The organism is Paenibacillus harenae DSM 16969, from assembly GCF_000422465.1.
In the GTDB taxonomy this organism is placed as follows: Bacteria; Bacillota; Bacilli; order Paenibacillales; family Paenibacillaceae; genus Pristimantibacillus; species Pristimantibacillus harenae.
Window position 1 is genome coordinate 1,364,665 of sequence record NZ_KE383842.1, and the last position, 16,703, is coordinate 1,381,367.

General features: G+C 48.8%; 18 protein-coding genes. All 18 read right to left on the reverse strand.

What is annotated here, in order from left to right:
* Genes H581_RS0116705 through fliM form a run of 18 tightly spaced genes read right to left on the reverse strand, consistent with a single transcriptional unit; the run spans position 1 to position 16,672 of the window.
* Positions 1-786, reverse strand: a complete 786-nt coding sequence (locus H581_RS0116705; RefSeq protein WP_028611012.1) for a FliA/WhiG family RNA polymerase sigma factor — start codon at positions 784-786, stop codon at positions 1-3.
* A 4-nt stretch (positions 787-790) separates the two neighbouring features.
* Positions 791-1,234, reverse strand: coding sequence for a hypothetical protein (locus tag H581_RS0116710; protein ID WP_028611013.1), 444 nt, complete (start codon positions 1,232-1,234; stop codon positions 791-793).
* Position 1,235: 1 nt separating this feature from the next.
* Positions 1,236-1,730: a chemotaxis protein CheD gene (locus tag H581_RS0116715; protein WP_028611014.1), complete on the reverse strand. Its 495-nt coding sequence runs from the start codon at positions 1,728-1,730 to the stop codon at positions 1,236-1,238.
* Positions 1,727-2,347, reverse strand: a complete 621-nt coding sequence (locus tag H581_RS0116720) for a chemotaxis protein CheC (protein WP_028611015.1) — start codon at positions 2,345-2,347, stop codon at positions 1,727-1,729. The genes H581_RS0116715 and H581_RS0116720 overlap by 4 nt, the downstream gene beginning before the upstream one ends.
* 3 nt (positions 2,348-2,350) lie before the next feature.
* On the reverse strand, positions 2,351-2,812 hold the full coding sequence (locus H581_RS0116725) for a chemotaxis protein CheW (protein WP_028611016.1): 462 nt from the start codon (positions 2,810-2,812) through the stop codon (positions 2,351-2,353).
* A gap of 13 nt (positions 2,813-2,825) precedes the next feature.
* Positions 2,826-4,898 (reverse strand): chemotaxis protein CheA, encoded by a 2,073-nt coding sequence (locus H581_RS0116730; protein ID WP_028611017.1) that lies wholly within the window; start codon positions 4,896-4,898, stop codon positions 2,826-2,828.
* Positions 4,899-4,938: 40 nt separating this feature from the next.
* Positions 4,939-6,282 carry a protein-glutamate methylesterase/protein-glutamine glutaminase gene (locus tag H581_RS0116735; protein WP_028611018.1) on the reverse strand — a complete coding sequence of 448 codons (1,344 nt, stop codon included), beginning with the start codon at positions 6,280-6,282 and terminating at the stop codon, positions 4,939-4,941.
* A 25-nt stretch (positions 6,283-6,307) separates the two neighbouring features.
* Positions 6,308-7,177: a MinD/ParA family protein gene (locus tag H581_RS0116740; protein ID WP_028611019.1), complete on the reverse strand. Its 870-nt coding sequence runs from the start codon at positions 7,175-7,177 to the stop codon at positions 6,308-6,310.
* Positions 7,174-8,367 carry a flagellar biosynthesis GTPase FlhF gene (flhF, locus tag H581_RS0116745; RefSeq protein ID WP_028611020.1) on the reverse strand — a complete coding sequence of 398 codons (1,194 nt, stop codon included), beginning with the start codon at positions 8,365-8,367 and terminating at the stop codon, positions 7,174-7,176. The genes H581_RS0116740 and flhF overlap by 4 nt, the downstream gene beginning before the upstream one ends.
* A complete protein-coding gene (flhA, locus tag H581_RS0116750) occupies positions 8,364-10,394 on the reverse strand; it encodes a flagellar biosynthesis protein FlhA (RefSeq protein ID WP_028611021.1) in 2,031 nt (676 codons plus the stop codon). Before flhA ends, flhF begins: the two co-directional genes overlap by 4 nt.
* 23 nt (positions 10,395-10,417) lie before the next feature.
* Positions 10,418-11,515, reverse strand: coding sequence for a flagellar biosynthesis protein FlhB (gene flhB, locus H581_RS0116755; protein ID WP_028611022.1), 1,098 nt, complete (start codon positions 11,513-11,515; stop codon positions 10,418-10,420).
* A gap of 15 nt (positions 11,516-11,530) precedes the next feature.
* The gene (gene fliR / locus H581_RS37955) at positions 11,531-12,325 is read right to left on the reverse strand and encodes a flagellar biosynthetic protein FliR (protein WP_028611023.1); all 795 of its coding nucleotides are present in this window, start codon (positions 12,323-12,325) and stop codon (positions 11,531-11,533) included.
* Between the two features lie 11 nt (positions 12,326-12,336).
* The gene (gene fliQ, locus H581_RS0116765; protein WP_028611024.1) at positions 12,337-12,606 is read right to left on the reverse strand and encodes a flagellar biosynthesis protein FliQ; all 270 of its coding nucleotides are present in this window, start codon (positions 12,604-12,606) and stop codon (positions 12,337-12,339) included.
* Positions 12,607-12,628: 22 nt separating this feature from the next.
* The gene (gene fliP / locus H581_RS0116770; protein ID WP_245600088.1) at positions 12,629-13,336 is read right to left on the reverse strand and encodes a flagellar type III secretion system pore protein FliP; all 708 of its coding nucleotides are present in this window, start codon (positions 13,334-13,336) and stop codon (positions 12,629-12,631) included.
* A gap of 37 nt (positions 13,337-13,373) precedes the next feature.
* Complete coding sequence (locus H581_RS0116775; RefSeq protein ID WP_169507512.1) at positions 13,374-14,060, reverse strand: flagellar biosynthetic protein FliO; 687 nt, start codon at positions 14,058-14,060, stop codon at positions 13,374-13,376.
* On the reverse strand, positions 14,032-14,394 hold the full coding sequence (locus H581_RS0116780; RefSeq protein ID WP_028611027.1) for a response regulator: 363 nt from the start codon (positions 14,392-14,394) through the stop codon (positions 14,032-14,034). The genes H581_RS0116775 and H581_RS0116780 overlap by 29 nt, the downstream gene beginning before the upstream one ends.
* 21 nt (positions 14,395-14,415) lie before the next feature.
* A complete protein-coding gene (gene fliY, locus H581_RS0116785; protein WP_028611028.1) occupies positions 14,416-15,681 on the reverse strand; it encodes a flagellar motor switch phosphatase FliY in 1,266 nt (421 codons plus the stop codon).
* Complete coding sequence (gene fliM, locus H581_RS0116790) at positions 15,671-16,672, reverse strand: flagellar motor switch protein FliM (RefSeq protein WP_028611029.1); 1,002 nt, start codon at positions 16,670-16,672, stop codon at positions 15,671-15,673. Before fliM ends, fliY begins: the two co-directional genes overlap by 11 nt.
* Positions 16,673-16,703: the final 31 nt, after the last annotated feature.

Sequence of the window (16,703 nt, forward strand, 5' to 3'; positions counted from 1 at the left end):
CTAATGCTGCATGAGCTGATCTTTATGTTTAGCCAAAGCTCCGCGCAGCCGCAATATGGCTTTGGAGTGGAGCTGGGATATTCTCGAAGGCGATAGTGACATGACTTCAGCAATTTCACTTAGTGAAAGTTCCTCATAATAGAATAGCGAGACGACGATACGTTCTTTCTCAGTCAATCGTTCAATGCCTTTAACCAGCGATTCCTTTAAATAAAATTCATGCACCTTATAGTCCGGGTTCTTCGCCTTATCATCAACGAGCATTGACATTCGGGTCTCCGACTCCTCTTCGCGAATCGGATCCTCTAACGAACATACAGTCGTAACCGCGATATCCTGAAGCATACCAAGAAATTCCTTCTCCGATACTTGCAGGTAGCTGCTGATCTCGGCATCGGTTACGGAACGCAAATATTTTTGCTCTAAATGCTGATAAGCTTCCTCTACTTTTTTCGCTTTCTCGCGGACGGATCTGGGCACCCAGTCTCCTTGCCGCAAGCCGTCGATTATCGCGCCTCGAATGCGCCAGGAAGCATAGGTTTCAAACTGCAAGCCTCTGCAATAATCGAATTTCTCGATGGCGTCAATAAGCCCCATGACACCATTGCTGGCAAGATCGTCTTTCATCACATTTTTGGGAAGCCCGATCGCCATCCGATTCGTCACGTAATCAACAAGCGGCAAATATTGCTCGATCAGCTTTTTCTTCACTTCCAAATCGCCTTGTTCTTTCCAGGCTTCCCACATCTGGAAGTTTGTCAAATGAGGCGTTTTCTGCTCGATCATCGACTCACTCTCCTGTCAGGTGACGAATGGCTTTAACCAATTCTTCAGGCTGTTTATTTTTTGCGGATAACAATTGAGGAGGACTTAATGGACGGAATTCTGCAGCATCTTTAGCAGGCTTGCCGCTAGACGGCTGCGCCATTGCTCCATCCTGCAGTTGTGATTTAAGCAATTCGTTCAAATCATCTGTCTCTTCCGGCGTCTGCATGTCAAGCTGAGTTCCTCTCCCTTCCTCCTGGGCCGCATGCTCCGGAGCAAAGGCGGCAGGAGGACGAAGGATGTATGCCAGGACGGCACGGGCCGCATACGCAAGAACAAAAAAAGCGATGAAAGCATACATACCTCTTAACAGCGTTACCGGAACCGGATTATTCTGGGTTGAGAAAGCTACCGTCAGTACGGTACCGATCAACCCAAATACGACATTCCATCGCCAAGTTCCCAGCATTTCAAATCTCCTTTGTTCCAAACTGCACGCTTCTAATGGATAACATTCCGCTGACGCTGTCGAACTCTATGGTGCGGCCAAAGCTTCCGCCCGTATCCTGAGATACAATCGGAATTTTAAATCTGCTCAACATTGCCGTACATGATTCCACATTCCGGGGACCGATTCTTAGGGAATCCGATTGGCCTGACATCGCAAACATTTGTGCCCCGCCGGCCATTTTGGCTTTTAAGCGTTCCAGGTAAGCGCCGGCGGCAATCATTCGGTCAAGCAGTTCAGGGATAGCCGTATCCGCATATTTGGCGAGGTTTATTGGGGTCTCGCGGGCGATGTCGGAACTCGGGAGCATAACATGCGCCATCCCTGCAATTTTTCTATGCGGATCATATAAAGTAAGCCCGACGCAGGAGCCTAAGCCCGTCGTTTTCAATACGGCTCCTTCCGTCGCGATATTTAAGTCAGCCATGCCTACTTTGACCAAGTTTTGTTGTATCATTCGCCGACGACTCCCAATGACCTGAATATTTTATCAAACGATTCCGGATCGGGAATAAGGAAGAAGTGACCTTCAAGCGACTGATGATCTTCCAAAAATGTCGTTTCGATAAGCAAGGCCGAGTCGCCCATCTCGCCGTACTGCATAAGGCCGTAGCTTAAAATAGCGCCCGCCATATCAACCGCTATAGCCGGGACAGACGGAGCCATCGCCAAATGCGTAAAGTCCGCTAAAGAGGACAAGTAGGAACCGGCCAAAATGTTACCGATCTCACATAATGCGGACAGTTCCATTTCAGAATAGCCGTTCGGCTCCTCCGTGTACATGGACAGCAGCTGCCGCAATATTCGCTTACCGGATTCTTCTTCGATAATAAAAAACATATTGCCTGGAGCCTCGCCCTCCACCCGCAGATATACGGCGATAACGATTTGCTCCGAGCCGCCGACCCGGTCTGCAACCTCTTCAAAAGGAAGCAGGCTTACCTTTGGAACAGCCATATCGACCGGCTTGTCTAACAAGCGGGACAATGCCGTTGCGGCATTGCCTGCCCCGATGTTGCCGACTTCTTTCAAAACATCCAGCTCAAACGCCTCAAAACGGCTGAATAGATTCACGGATTAAACCTCGAGCTGTTCTAACTGGATGATCTCGTTTTTATTCAACACTTCGGATAGGTTCAGCATGATGAGAAGTCGACCTTCACCAAGCTTCGCAATTCCTCTTAAATATTTGGCTTTAATCCCCCCGACGATTTCAGGCGGCAGATCGATTGTGTCCGAATCGATGTCAATGACGTCGTTCGCGGAATCGACGATGAAGCCAACCTCCAGATCCGCGACTGCCACAACGATAATTCGCGAGTTTTCCGTCGGCACGGTCTCGGATAAATTGAAACGGCCGCGCAAATCGATAACCGGAACGACAACGCCGCGGAGATTAATAACGCCTTTAATAAAAGCTGCTGTTTTAGGAACGCGGGTAATTGGAGACAATCTTTCAATCGTGCGAACCTTATCTACTTCAATACCGTACTCTTCGTTGCCCAGCGCGAACACGATAACCTTTAATTCTTCTCCCATCGATAAAACCTCCCTATTTGATAAGTGCATTCGGATCAATGATAAGCGCGACATATCCGTCGCCAAGTATGGTCGCCCCTGAGATTGCTTCGATATTCGTTAAATATTTGCCGAGGGTCTTGAGAACGATCTCGCTTTGTCCGATAAATTCGTCGACCATGACGGCCGCCCACTTATCTCCCTTGCGTACGACGACGATTTCCGTTTCCTGCTCGTCATTTTCGTTGTAATCCGGCGAATCCAGCACCTTGCTCAAGGATACAAGCGGAATGATTGAATTGCGGAACTCAATCATCCGGTTGCCATGTACGTTTAATATTTGCTCTTTGCGAATGATACCGGTCTCAACGATGGATGACAACGGAATCGCGAACTTCTCCGACCCGAGCTTGATCAGCATCGCGGATATAATGGAAAGCGTCAGAGGCAGCTGTACGGAAAATCTGCTTCCCCTTCCGAATACGGAATCAACCGTCACGTTTCCGCCTAGCGACGTAATTTTGGATTTGACGACATCAAGGCCAACGCCGCGGCCGGAAATATCCGAAATTTTATCGGCTGTGCTGAAACCGGCTGCAAAGATCAGCATATTAATCTCATCTGAAGTTAGTTTGCCTGCCTGTTCTTCTGTAACGACGCCGTTTTTTATAGCTGTTTTTAATACTTTTTCCCGATTGATGCCGCGGCCGTCTTCTTCGACCTCGATAAATACGTGATTGCCGCTGTGATAAGCTCTTAAATAGATTTTGCCCGTATCCGGCTTGCCTGCCGCAATTCGCTCTTCGACGGTCTCAAGCCCGTGATCGACGGAGTTGCGGAGTAAATGAACAAGCGGATCGCCGATCTCATCGATTACGGTGCGGTCCAGCTCCGTGTCGGCGCCAGTAATAATAAGATCAATTTTTTTGTCCAACGATTTCGCAAGGTCTCGGATCATCCGCGGGAAGCGGTTAAAGACCGAATCGACCGGCACCATCCGTAATTTCAAGACGATGCTCTGCAGATCGGAACTGACGCGAGCCATATGCTCAACCGTTTCCGTCAGGTCCGGCCGCTTGATCTCGCTGGCCAACTGCTCAAGCCTTACCCGGTCGATGAGCATTTCACTGAACAGGTTCATTAACGTATCCAGTCTCTCGATATCAACCCGAATCGTACGCGATACGTTGGCCGCAGCAGGCGCCGCTCCGCCGGCTTTCGCTTTGCTTGGGGAAGCTTCCTGTACCAAAGCCGGAGCTGCCTTTAACTCCTGCGCCGGCACCGATACCGCTTCTGCCGCTGCAGCTGCTGGCGCCCTGTTCAAGACAGCTAGTGATTCCGTATCGAGCGCCGTTATAACGACAGCATCAATTTCAGAGATGTTCAAGATTTGAGTTTGAAGATCCTCCAGGCTCACATTTGAGATCATAAAGACCGAGAAGGAGAAATCAAATTTCTCTTGTTCGATGTCTTGAACGGAAGGATCCGATTTAATGACCTCGCCGCTGCGTTCAAGCACTTCGAAAACCATATAGGCGCGAACCGCCTTCAATAAACAATTATCCCTGATCGTTACCTGTAAATGAAAAACTTGAAGTCCGCCTTCGATGGACTGCAGTAGGATAGAAGATTGGTACTCATCGAGAAGCATAGCTCCTGCAGAGTCCGTCGATACGGCCGCCGCAGCGGAAACGGGAGCGGCTTCCGCAGCTTTGCTCGCGCTGTAATCGCTTTTAAGAATAATTTGAAGGGATGCAACAATTTGCGTCACGTCAGCCTTACCCGAGCCGCCGCCAACGATGTCCTGTACCATGCTTTCAAGCGCATCCAAGCCTTTGAATAGAGTGTCAAAAATAAAGTGGTCCATTTTTAGTTTACTGTTGCGAACCAGGTCGAGTACATTTTCCATCTCATGCGTTAATGCCGCCAAGTCTTCAAAGCCCATCGTGGCGGACATCCCTTTCAGCGTATGCGCCGAACGGAAAATGGATTGAACGATGCTTAGCTCCTCCGGCTCGCTTTCCAGCCGCAGCAGATTTTCATTCAGAGACTGCAGGTGATCGTTTGATTCGTCGATAAACATCGACAGATAAGCATTCATATCCATTTCTCAGCACCTCCTGTTAGTATGGTTGGGCTACAAGCCTTTATTTCAACACTGCATGCACGATTTGTGAAGCAATTCGTTGCAGCGGTAATACTTTATTGACACAGCCGGCTTCAACGGCTGCACGAGGCATACCGTATACGACGCAGGATTCCTCGGCTTCCGCGATCGTCGAATCTACACCGTGATCGATAAGCTTCCGCATCCCCTTCGCACCGTCGCTGCCCATGCCCGTCATGATGACTGCGTGCCGTTTCAATTCCTTGCAGCCGAGTAAGGATTCGAACAAGACATCGACCGAAGGCCGGTGTCCGTTGCGCTGCGGCTGCTCCGTCAGTTGAATCGCATATCCGGCAGCATCCTTGGTAAGCTCCAGATGAAATCCTCCCGGCGCGATATAAACGACTCCGGCGGAAACCCTCTCCCCCTGCTCTGCTTCAACGACCCGCATTTCGCTAAAGCTGTCCAGCCGCTGAGCAAGTGATTTCGTGAATTTCGGCGGCATATGTTGAACGACGAGAACCGGAGCCGGAAAGTCGCCGGGAAGAGCAGTAATGACTTCATGAAGCGCCCTTGGACCGCCGGTCGAAGTGCCGATCGCGACAATATGCTTGAACGGCTTCGCCTGGCTGTCTATCGCATTTAATGAAGGCGATGGCGGTTCCGCGTGCTTCGGTTTAGCCTCGCGTACCTCCGGTTTCGATCGCGAGGCAGGAAGTGTTTTGGGCGCTTCAGTACCCGATTTGCTTTTATTCGGCTTCGCAGGAGAAAGAGACGCAGAACCAGCCCCCGCTTGCTTGTCCCGATCCGGCTGTGAGTACGGTAAAGACCGTTCCCTCACAGGCGAATACTGTCCTGTTGGCGGCGGATTAATCGGCTGGACGGGCTTCCGGGCGGCATCGAATCCCTCAGGAGCCGCTAGCCCCGGTTGGTCTCCCCTTCTTTTCGTTTCTTCCTTGATTGATAAAGCGGGCTGGTACCGCTTCGTCATGACTGCGATTCGTAATTTCTCCAACAGCGCTTCGCGGACATGTTCGATATCATTTGAAAAAACGCCGGAAGGCTTTCGAATGAAATCGAATGCGCCATACTGCAGCGCTTTGATCGTCTCTCTCGTATGGTCTTCGCTAATGCCCGACAGCATAATAACGGGAGTCGGATTTTGCTTCATAATAAGCTGTAAAGCTTCCAAGCCGTTCATCACCGGCATTTCTAAATCGAGCGTGACCGCATCCGGTTTCCATTCACGCACAGCCTCGATGGCTTCCATTCCGTTAACGGCGGTTGCAACGATCGAAAATTGCGGGTCCTGAACGATAAGATCGCTAATGAACTTTCTCATAAATGCGGAATCATCGACAACAAGCACGCGATAAGAATTCATCCTTTCCCACCTCAATTCCAAAGGATTATCTCGAAAGTTTGAACATTTTATGTAAAAATCCTTTGACGCCGCCCCCGGCTTCGCTGTCCTGCGGAAGATCTAAAAATTGCCTCGCGATTCTCTCGATTGCAAGCGTTGCGTCGCATCCCGGATAGGCAATGGTAAACGGTTGCTGGCGCTTCACGGCCTTAGACACATTTGGATCATCAGGCACAAAACCGAGCGAAGGCAATTCCGATTGAAGAAACCGCTGTGCGACTAAGCTGATTTTATCCGCCGTCTGTTTTCCTTCGCGGTTATCGGCTGCACGGTTGACTATAAGCTTAAAGCTGACCTCTACATTCATCGCTTTGACCATTTTAATAAGCGCATAGGCGTCCGTGATCGAAGTTGGTTCCGGCGTCGTAACGACAATCGTTTCCTGCGCGGCGGAGATGAACTTGACCGTTTCCTTCGATAAGCCCGCCCCTGTATCGAACAGAATGACATCGTACTTGCCATGAAGCTTGCCGATCTCTTCAGCGAATCCGTCGAGCTGCTCCTGCGACAGATCCAGCAAATCCTTAAAGCCCGAGCCGCCGGCAATAAAGTTCAAGCCTTCCGGCCCCGCCTGAACAATATCCCATATCGTTTTCTCCTGTTTGAGTAAATGGTACAAATTGTAAGTAGAGGAGACGCCCATCAGCACATCAATATTGGCCATGCCGATATCAGCATCGAAAACAAGCACTTTCTTCCCCAATCGTTGAAGCGTGATGGCGAAGTTCAGGCTGAAGTTGGATTTCCCAACGCCGCCTTTGCCGCTGGTTACCGTAACGACGCGTGTTGTCCGGCTTTCTTCTTGCAGCATTTTATTTTTGACTAAATTACGCAATGCTTCCGCTTGATCATTCATAGGCTCTTACTCCCTAACAAATGTTGAATGTAGGATTCGGCACGGAATCTCTCGATATCATCCGGAACCGTCTGCCCGCTCGCCATGTAGGTGGGATACAGATCAAAATCCATAATCAGATTAAAAATCGCACCATACACGGACGTTTCGTCAAGCTTTGTGAACAAAACCTTTTTGACGCCGTATTTGCTGAAATGTTCGGCTACGGCCGCCATATCCTTCGTCTTCCCGGTCACGCTTAGTACAAGTATCGTTTCCTTCGGTTCGCTTGATTGGAGCAAGCTGTTCACTTCCGAGACATGCAGCTCGCTGCGAAAGTTTCTTCCCGCCGTATCCATATAAAGAAGCTCACGCTCCGCCAACTGATTGAACGCCTTCGGCAGGTCCATAGGAGAGAACACGACCTCCAATGGCACGTTCAAAATATTGGCATAGGTTCTAAGCTGGTCAACAGCCGCAATCCGATATGTATCCGATGTAATAAAGCCGACCTTTTTCCCGTGCTTAATCGTCTGTTCGGCAGCCAGTTTGGCAATGGTGGTCGTTTTACCGACCCCGGTAGGCCCGACAAAATGGACAATGCGAGCCTCTCCGCTAATTCCGCTGTTCCCGTACGGCTTGAGCCATTCCTTCAGCTGGGAGGCGGCATGCTCCCACACCTGGTCTTTGGAATAGTTGGTTCTCTCTTCCGACTGTTTCTCGGAAATCGATTGAATCAAACGGTCAACCCACTGTGGAGCCATTTCTTGCTCGATTAAATGCTCCTTCAGCTGCCAAATCTCATCGGACATGCCCGCGAGGTCCGTCCGCTGATTGGAAAGCTTAGTCATGTATTCCTTCAGATTGCGGATTTCGTCAAGAATATGCTGTTCTCGGTCAACATTATGCGCGGCTGAAGGCTTTGGCGGCGAAGGATTCAATACGGCCGTTGAAGCGCGCTGCGCGTTTTGGATCATTTGCCCGAAATCGGAATCCGGCTTCGAAGCCGCTTTTGGCTGCTTGGCAGGCGTATTCGCATGCTTGGATTCAATCGCGGCGATGACTTCCATCTTTTTCTTGCGGAACATGCCCATGAAACCGCCGATCTTTATTTCCTTCGTATTTAATATGACGGCGTCATTTCCAAGCTCACTGCGAATTAAGGATACCGCCTCCGGAAGGGCATTCACGACGTAACGCTTTACTCTCATAGATTCACCACCCCGACGCTTTGAACTTCAATGTTAGGTTCCAACTCGCTGTAGGACAGGACGGGCACGTCTTGCATCGTCCTTTCGACGATTTGTCTTAAATACATCCGTATGGTCGGCGATGCCAATACAACCGGCTGTTGGCCGGATTGAATTTGGCGATTCACATGCTCGTTTAGCTTTTGATAAATTTGCTGCGTAGAAACCGGATCTAATGCGATATAGCTGCCTTGATCCGATTGCTGGACGGATTCGGCGATTTTTTTCTCCAGCTGCGGACCAACCGTAATAACGCGAAGCGTATCTCCGCTGGATGAAAATTGCTGTGTAATTTGCCTGGACAATGCTTGCCTTACATATTCCGTGAGTATATCAGGGTCCTTCGTATAGTTTCCGTGATCGGCTAGAGCTTCAAAGATCGTTACCAGATCCCGGATCGAAACCTTCTCTCGAAGCAGCTTCGCTAGCACTTTCTGCACATCCCCGACCGTTAATATAGAAGGAATAAGTTCATCGATGAGAGCCGGATACGTTTCTTTCACATTTTCGATGAGCATCTTAGCCTCTTGACGGCCGATAAGCTCATGGGCATGTCGTTTAATGATTTCAGTCAAGTGAGTAGCCACAACGGATGGCGGATCAACAACCGTATAGCCCGAAAGCTCCGCCCGCTCCTTCATCTGTTCATCGATCCAAATGGCCGGAAGTCCGAATGCCGGCTCCGTCGTCTCGATGCCGACAACCGAATCGTCCTCAAAGCCGGGACTCATGGCCAAATAATGATTGAGCAGCAGGTCGCCTCTTGCGACTGCGTTGCCTTTTATTTTTATGACGTACTCGTTCGGTTTAAGCTGTATGTTGTCTCGAATCCGAATGACCGGAACGACAAGTCCAAGCTCTAAGGCGCATTGTCTGCGAATCATAATGATCCGGTCAAGCAAGTCCCCGCCTTGCTGCGTATCCGCTAGCGGGATTAATCCGTAGCCGAATTCGAATTCGATCGGATCTACCTGAAGCAGGCTGATAACGCTCTCCGGGCTTCTGACTTCTTCAATTTGCTGCTCCTCCACAAGCATCTCTTCCTGCTCATGCTGTTTGTTGATCGCTTTCTGCATATACCAGCCGCCGACAGCCAGCATGATGGCAAACGGCCATGTTCTAAATATGCCGATCGGCGTAAAACCTAACAGGGCAATCGTTCCTGCCGCTATGTAAAGAAGCTTCGGGTATTTAAACAGCTGTGCGGTAACATCCTCCGCTAAATTTCCGTCGGAAGCTGCTCTTGTAACGATAAGGCCGGCGGCCGTAGAAATAAGCAGCGCGGGAATTTGACTGACCAGGCCGTCGCCGATCGTCAGAATCGAGAAGGTTGCCAGCGCTTCGGTAAAGCTCAACTCGTGAATGGACATTCCGATAATAAATCCGCCAAGCAAGTTGATGATAAGGATGATAATAGAAGCGATGGCATCACCTTTGACGAACTTGCTGGCACCGTCCATCGCTCCGTAGAAATCGGCTTCACGCTCGATCTTGGATCTGCGCTCCCTTGCCTGCTGCTCGTTAATCAATCCTGCATTTAAATCGGCGTCGATACTCATCTGCTTACCCGGCATCGCGTCGAGCGTAAATCTAGCGGCAACTTCCGCTACCCGTTCCGAGCCTTTCGTGATGACGAGAAACTGAACAACGACGAGGATAAGAAATACGATAAACCCGATTGCAATCTGTCCCCCGCCGACCCAGCTCCCGAAAGTGGCCACAACCTCGCCGGCTTCGGCATGCGATAATATATTTCGAGTCGTGGATACGTTCAGCGCTAACCGGAACAGCGTCGTTATTAACAAAATCGCTGGAAATATCGAGAAATCCAGCGCTTCTTTCGTATTCATCGCAATCAATAATATCATCAGCGCCATTGAGATATTAAGGATAATGAGTACGTCCAGCAGCAGAACGGGGATCGGGATGATCATCATGAGAACGATGCCGATTACGCCGAATAAAATAACTAAGTCTTTTGCTTTCATGACGTTAATTTCTCCCCCCCGTATTAGGATGATTTGGCCCGGCCTTTCAATTTATATACATATGCCAGCACTTCAGCGACTGCCTGGAACAAGTCCGGAGGAATGACATCCCCGATTTCGGCCCGTTCATACAACGCTCTAGCCAGCGGCTTGTTTTCCATCGTTATAACGCCGTTTTCTTTGGCTATTTCTCTTATGCGCAACGCGACATGATCCATGCCTTTGGCAATGATCTTCGGCGCTTCCATTTGGGAGGCATCGTATTTTAATGCGATTGCAAAATGCGTAGGATTCGTGATAATAACATCCGCTTTAGGAACTTCCTGCATCATTCTCTGCAGAGCCATTCTACGCTGGCGCTCCTTAATCCGGCCTTTAACGATCGGATCGCCTTCCGTCTTCTTATATTCGTCTTTTATATCCTGCTTCGACATCCGCAAGCTCTTGTTGTGCTCATATCGCTGATAGAAATAATCCGCGAAAGCCAGAACGGCAAGCACGGCGCCGATCTCGATCCCAAGCTTGACGGTTAAGCCCGCAGTAAAGCTGAAAATTTGTTGAAGCGGCATGCTCGCAAGCACCAATAGCCGTTCCCACTCTTTTGTAATCGTCATATAAACCAGAATTCCGATGATGAGCAGCTTCAACACGCTCTTGAGAAACTCCACTAACGTTCTTGCTGAAAAAATTTGTTTAAATCCGTTAATCGGGTTTATTTTGGATAGCTTCATCTTAAGAGGCTCACCGGTCAATAAAAAACCAAACTGGATGACATTCCCCGCCAAGCCCACGATAACCGCGATCGCAAAGACGGGCATTAGAATAAGCAGAAGCTCAAGCGTAATATCGTTGAACAAGGACAAAGCATTTTCGGCCGTCAAGTTCATCAGCAGCCAGTCTTCGAACAAATTGCGAAACAGCATCGTGATATGTTCTTTAAAGTAGCCGCCCATCATAATAAGACCAAGAAACGTAAACAGCATAATTAATGAACCAGGCAAATCCGCCGATCTGGCAATTTGCCCTTTTTTCCTTGCTTCTTCTTGCTTCTTCGGCGTTGCCTTCTCAGTCTTCTCCTGACTGAATAATTGAAGATCAAGCTCTAGGCGGTACTTGCGCACGATTGCTTCCTCCCATTACCCTGCAGGCGGCGGTCCTTGAACGATTCCTAAAAATTGCTTAAGCGAATCAAACATAATCGAAAATAATTGCTCGAAAATACCCGTAAGGCTAGGCATAAGCAAGACTAGCAAGAGCAACCCGATAATCAGCTTAAGCGGAATACCGATTACGAAAACGTTATACTGCGGAGCCGTCTTGGTCAGGAAGCCCAAACCGACATCAGCGAGAAACATGGCAACCACTAACGGAGCCGATAATTGAATTGCCAGCAAAAAAGTGTTTCCGACCGTTCTCGTCAAAAAATCCGTTACGCTGCCGCTCATCATCCTGGTGTAGAGCTCATTCGACAGCGGCATCCACTCGTAGCTGTCCATCAAGCCGGTCAATAAGAAATGGTGGCCGTTCATCATCAAGAAGATGACAATCATAAGCATATATTTAAAATTGCCTAGCAGAGGCGCAGACGCTCCCGTGTGAGGATCGACGATATTCGCCATCGCGAATCCGACTTGCAAATCCATGAAGGCTCCAGCGGTCTGCACGACCGTAAAAAATAAATATACGACAAATCCCAATAAGACGCCGATTAATATTTCCCGTAGTAAGACAAGCACATATTCGGCATCGGGCACAATCGACTGCTTCATTCCGTACGTTATGAAAACGATAAACGAAATGAAAAAGCCGAGTCCGATTTTGAACGTATTCGGTACGCCTCTTGAAGAAAAAATCGGCGCAACGACGAAAAATGCCGTTATTCGACAAAAGATAAGCAAAAAAATAGGAAACCCTTGTACGATCACATTCATTCTTTCACAACCTAACCGATGTATTGATGTAAGTTATTCAGCAGATTGTAAGTGAAATCGATGACCGTATTCAAAATCCATGGACCAAATACGATAATGGACACAAAGACAGCTACTATTTTGGGAACAAAGGCGAGTGTCTGTTCCTGAATCTGTGTGGTCGCCTGAAAGATGCTGACAAGCAATCCGACGATTAAAGCAAGAGCGAGCATTGGCGCACTGGCTTTCAAAACCACAAATACGGCCTCGCCGGCCAATCCGATTATGAAATCAGTACTCATCGATCGTCCCCCCTTGCTTCACTCACGTGTTGAAGCTTAACAATAATGATTTTACGATTAAATACCAGCCGTCAACGAGCACGAACAGAAGAAGCTTGAACGGCAGCGAGATCATGACAGGCGGAAGCATCATCATCCCCATAGCCATCAAGGTGCTTGCTACGATCATATCGATGACCAGAAACGGGATAAAGATCATAAATCCCATTTGAAAGGCGGTTTTCAGCTCGCTTATGGCATAAGCCGGAATTAATACCGTTATCGGTATATCTTCGTACGATTCCGGTTTTTCAGTCTTGGTATAGTTCATAAACAGAAGCAGATCCTTCTCCCTTGTATGGGAGAACATAAATTTCTTCATCGGGACCGCTGCTTGCTCAAAGGCTTCGGTTTGCGATATTTCACCTTTCAAATAAGGCTGTAGCGCAGCCTCATTCACTTGCGAGAAGGTTGGCGCCATGATGAAGAAGGTCAAAAACATAGCAAGACCGATGAGAACCTGATTAGGCGGCATTTGCTGCGTGCCGAGCGAAGTCCTTACAAAGCCCAGCACGATTACGATCCTTGTAAAGCTGGTCATTAACACCATGATTGCAGGCGCAATGCTTAAAACTGTAATTAGCAGAAGTATGGATATTGCGCTTGTGCCAGGTGCCTCGCCATTCCCGTTACCAAAGTTAATAGAGACATCGGGCAACGGCTCAGCGAACACTTGATTATGAATCAACATGGCAAGCAGCTGTATAGCAACGATTGATATCCACCATTTATTTTTCATCATCCATCAACCGTTCATTTGTTTTTGGGTCATGTAGCAAGGATTCCAGCTGCTGCTTGCGGTCAGCCTGCTGGTTAAGCTTGCTTTGGAGCATATGCTGGAATGACGACGCTGAGTTCCATTGCTCATTTGACGGTTGACCGGCTTCCGCACGTTCACCGCGATTTTTCACTTTGTCTAACAGCTGCGTCAATAGATTTTGCGGCCAAACCGATTCCTGCTGCCGTTCAAGCGCGGCGATCACAGCCCGTGCTTGCTCGGGATCATCCAGCTTATCGATCAATGTGATGCTTTCCCCGACTCCGACAATGTAAATACGGCCCGCTATTTCAACTACTTGAAGGGAATGGTTCTGTCCAAGCGCAATACCGCCGAGCGAGCGAAGCGAACGATTCGTTCCCCATGCGCGGTTGCGCTGGGACAACCATTTAATCACGAAGATAATAAGGACAATGACCAGTGCAAGAGAGATGATCACCCATATCAAGCTGCCTGCAACATTAGCGGATCCGGTGTACGCCATCTGTCCGTCACGTTCCGCGCTGCTGCCATTTGTTGCAGCAGCAGCTGCAAATCGTGGACAAATCGCCATCCCAAGTGCAGACACCATTGAAATGCGCGAGTAAATGTTAAACATGGCGCGTCCGTTATCCGAGCGTTTTCTTAATCGCTTCAATAACGCGATCGGCTTGAAACGGTTTTACAATGAAATCTTTAGCGCCCGCTTGAATCGCATCGATAACCATTGCTTGCTGCCCCATTGCCGAACACATAATGACTTTTGCGTTTCCGTCCAGCTTTTTAATCTCTTTCAATGCGGATATGCCGTCCATCTCAGGCATCGTAATATCCATCGTTGTCAGATCCGGCTTTAATTCCTTGTACTTCTCAACTGCTTGTGCGCCGTCTTGGGCTTCACCGACGACCTCGTAGCCGTTCTTCGATAAAATGTCACGGATCATCATGCGCATGAATGCTGCGTCGTCTACGATAAGAATGCGGTTTGCCATCTTTTTTATCCTCCTAGGATGTTATTGTAGTTTTGAAATTCGGTCCCATTGGCTTACGATATCCGTTACTCTGACGCCAAAGTTTTCATCTATGACAACAACCTCGCCTTTGGCGATTAGTTTGTTGTTAACCAATATGTCAACCGGCTCGCCGGCCAGCTTGTCCAACTCGATAATCGAACCTTGCGACAGCTCTAAAATATCCTTTATTTGCTTCTGGGTCCTTCCTAATTCTACTGTGACCTTCAGCGGTATGTCGAGAAGCAAATTGAGATTTGAATCCTCGGTTTGAACGAACGGCGCGTTCCCAAAATTGGCAAATTGCACAGGCTGAACATTGACGTTCCGGTTCGCTGCATGACCATAAGTATTCGGTCCGGGCGGCTGCATCGCGTAATCAAAACCGGCTGCAGGCGTCTGATCCTGCGTTGGCGGCAATTGCTGCATCGGAGGTGCCATATTCGCATGAGGTGGCACGACATTCAAGTGGGCCGCTGCCGCGGTCTGCTGCATGGCTGCCGCTTGCTGCATTTCGGCAGCCTGCTGCGCTGCTGCCGGAGAAACCGTTACGGCTTGCTGTACCGGTTCTTCATCCACGACACCCATCAATATGTCTACCATTTGCTTAGCGAATGCAATTGGAAGCAGCTGCATGATGGTTGAATCAATAAGATCGCCAATCGTTAACCGGAAGGAGATTTTAATAAACGCGTCCACCTGTGGCAGATGATCCATGCCATCGCCGTTGTTAACGTCCAGAATATCGATTCCGGGCGGTGAAATATTAACGAACCGATTAAAAATCGTAGACATCGATGTAGCCGATGAACCCATCATTTGATTCATTGCTTCCTGAACGGCGCTAATATGAATTTCGTTTAGCTCTTCCAGGGTTACTTCCCCATCGCCTCCGAGCATAAGATCCGCAATGATTTGCGCGTCCTTCGTTTTGATCACCAAGGAATTAATGCCTTGGAAGCCGTCAACATACTGAACGCTTACCGCTACGTGAGGCTTGGGGAATACATCCGCCAGCTCGTCCTTCTTGACTAGCGTGACCTGAGGCGTAGTGATGTCGACCTTCTTCCCCAGAAGCGTGGATAATGCAGTAGCAGCGCTGCCGAACGTGATATTGCCGATTTCACCAAGCGCATCTTGTTCCAAGGATGATAAATAATCTGAAAGCTGTTCGCTATTTGAGGTTGATTGCTCAGACTCCGGCTCATTGGAGGATTGACGAAGCAATGCATCTATTTCCTCTTGCGATAAATAATCCTTACTCATCATTGTTTTCTTCCACTCCCTCGCTTATGACCTCGTCCACTTGCACAGCCAACCGGTCCTTTACGGAGCCTGGGCTGCCAATGAATTTAAGCTTCTCACCAACCTTAATCTTAAGACCCTCGTCAAGCGACTTATTCAGTGATATAACATCGCCTACATTTAAACCGAGAAATTCCTTGATCGTAATGGACGACTCGCCGAGCTCAGCCACAATCGGAAGCTTGGCTTTACTGACCCGTTGCTCCAACATCTCTTTTTCTTCCGGCGCGCGCGCCTTCTTCTGCGATACGAACCAGTGGTGCACGGATAGTCTTGACATGATCGGCTCGATGACCACATGCGGGATACATAAGTTAATCATCCCCGTCGTATCACCGATTTTTGTACTGAAGGAGATTAAAGCAATCGTCTCATTAGGCGATACGATCTGCATGAATTGCGGGTTCGTCTCCAAAGCTTCAAGCCTCGGCGATATATCGATTATCGTCTTCCAAGCCTCCTGCAGGCTCTCAAACGTACGGCTAAAAATACGCTCCATTACAATCGTTTCTATTTCGGTTAAATTACTTATCTTATTTGGTGCAGATCCTTGACCGCCCAACATTCGATCCACCATGGCGTAGGCCACATTCGGATGAACCTCAAGCACCATTCGCCCTTCCAGCGGCTCCGCTTCAAAAACGTTCAAGATCGTCATTTTCGGAATGGAACGAATAAATTCGTCATACGGCAATTGCTCGACCTGCACGACATTAATTTGAACAAAAGTGCGGAGTTGCGCAGAGAAATAGGTTGTCAAATATCGCGCGAAGTTCTCGTGAATGCGTGTCAAGCTTCGAATATGGTCCTTCGAGAACCGGACCGCGCGCTTGAAGTCATACACGCTGACCTTCCGTGTCGTTTCTTCCTTTTTTAAATCCTCGGCATCCATTTCACCTGAGTCTAAGGCGGCAAGCAGCGCGTCAATTTCGTTTTGCGATAAAACATCAACCAAATATCTCACCTCCTTCGAGGAATGTCGGCAT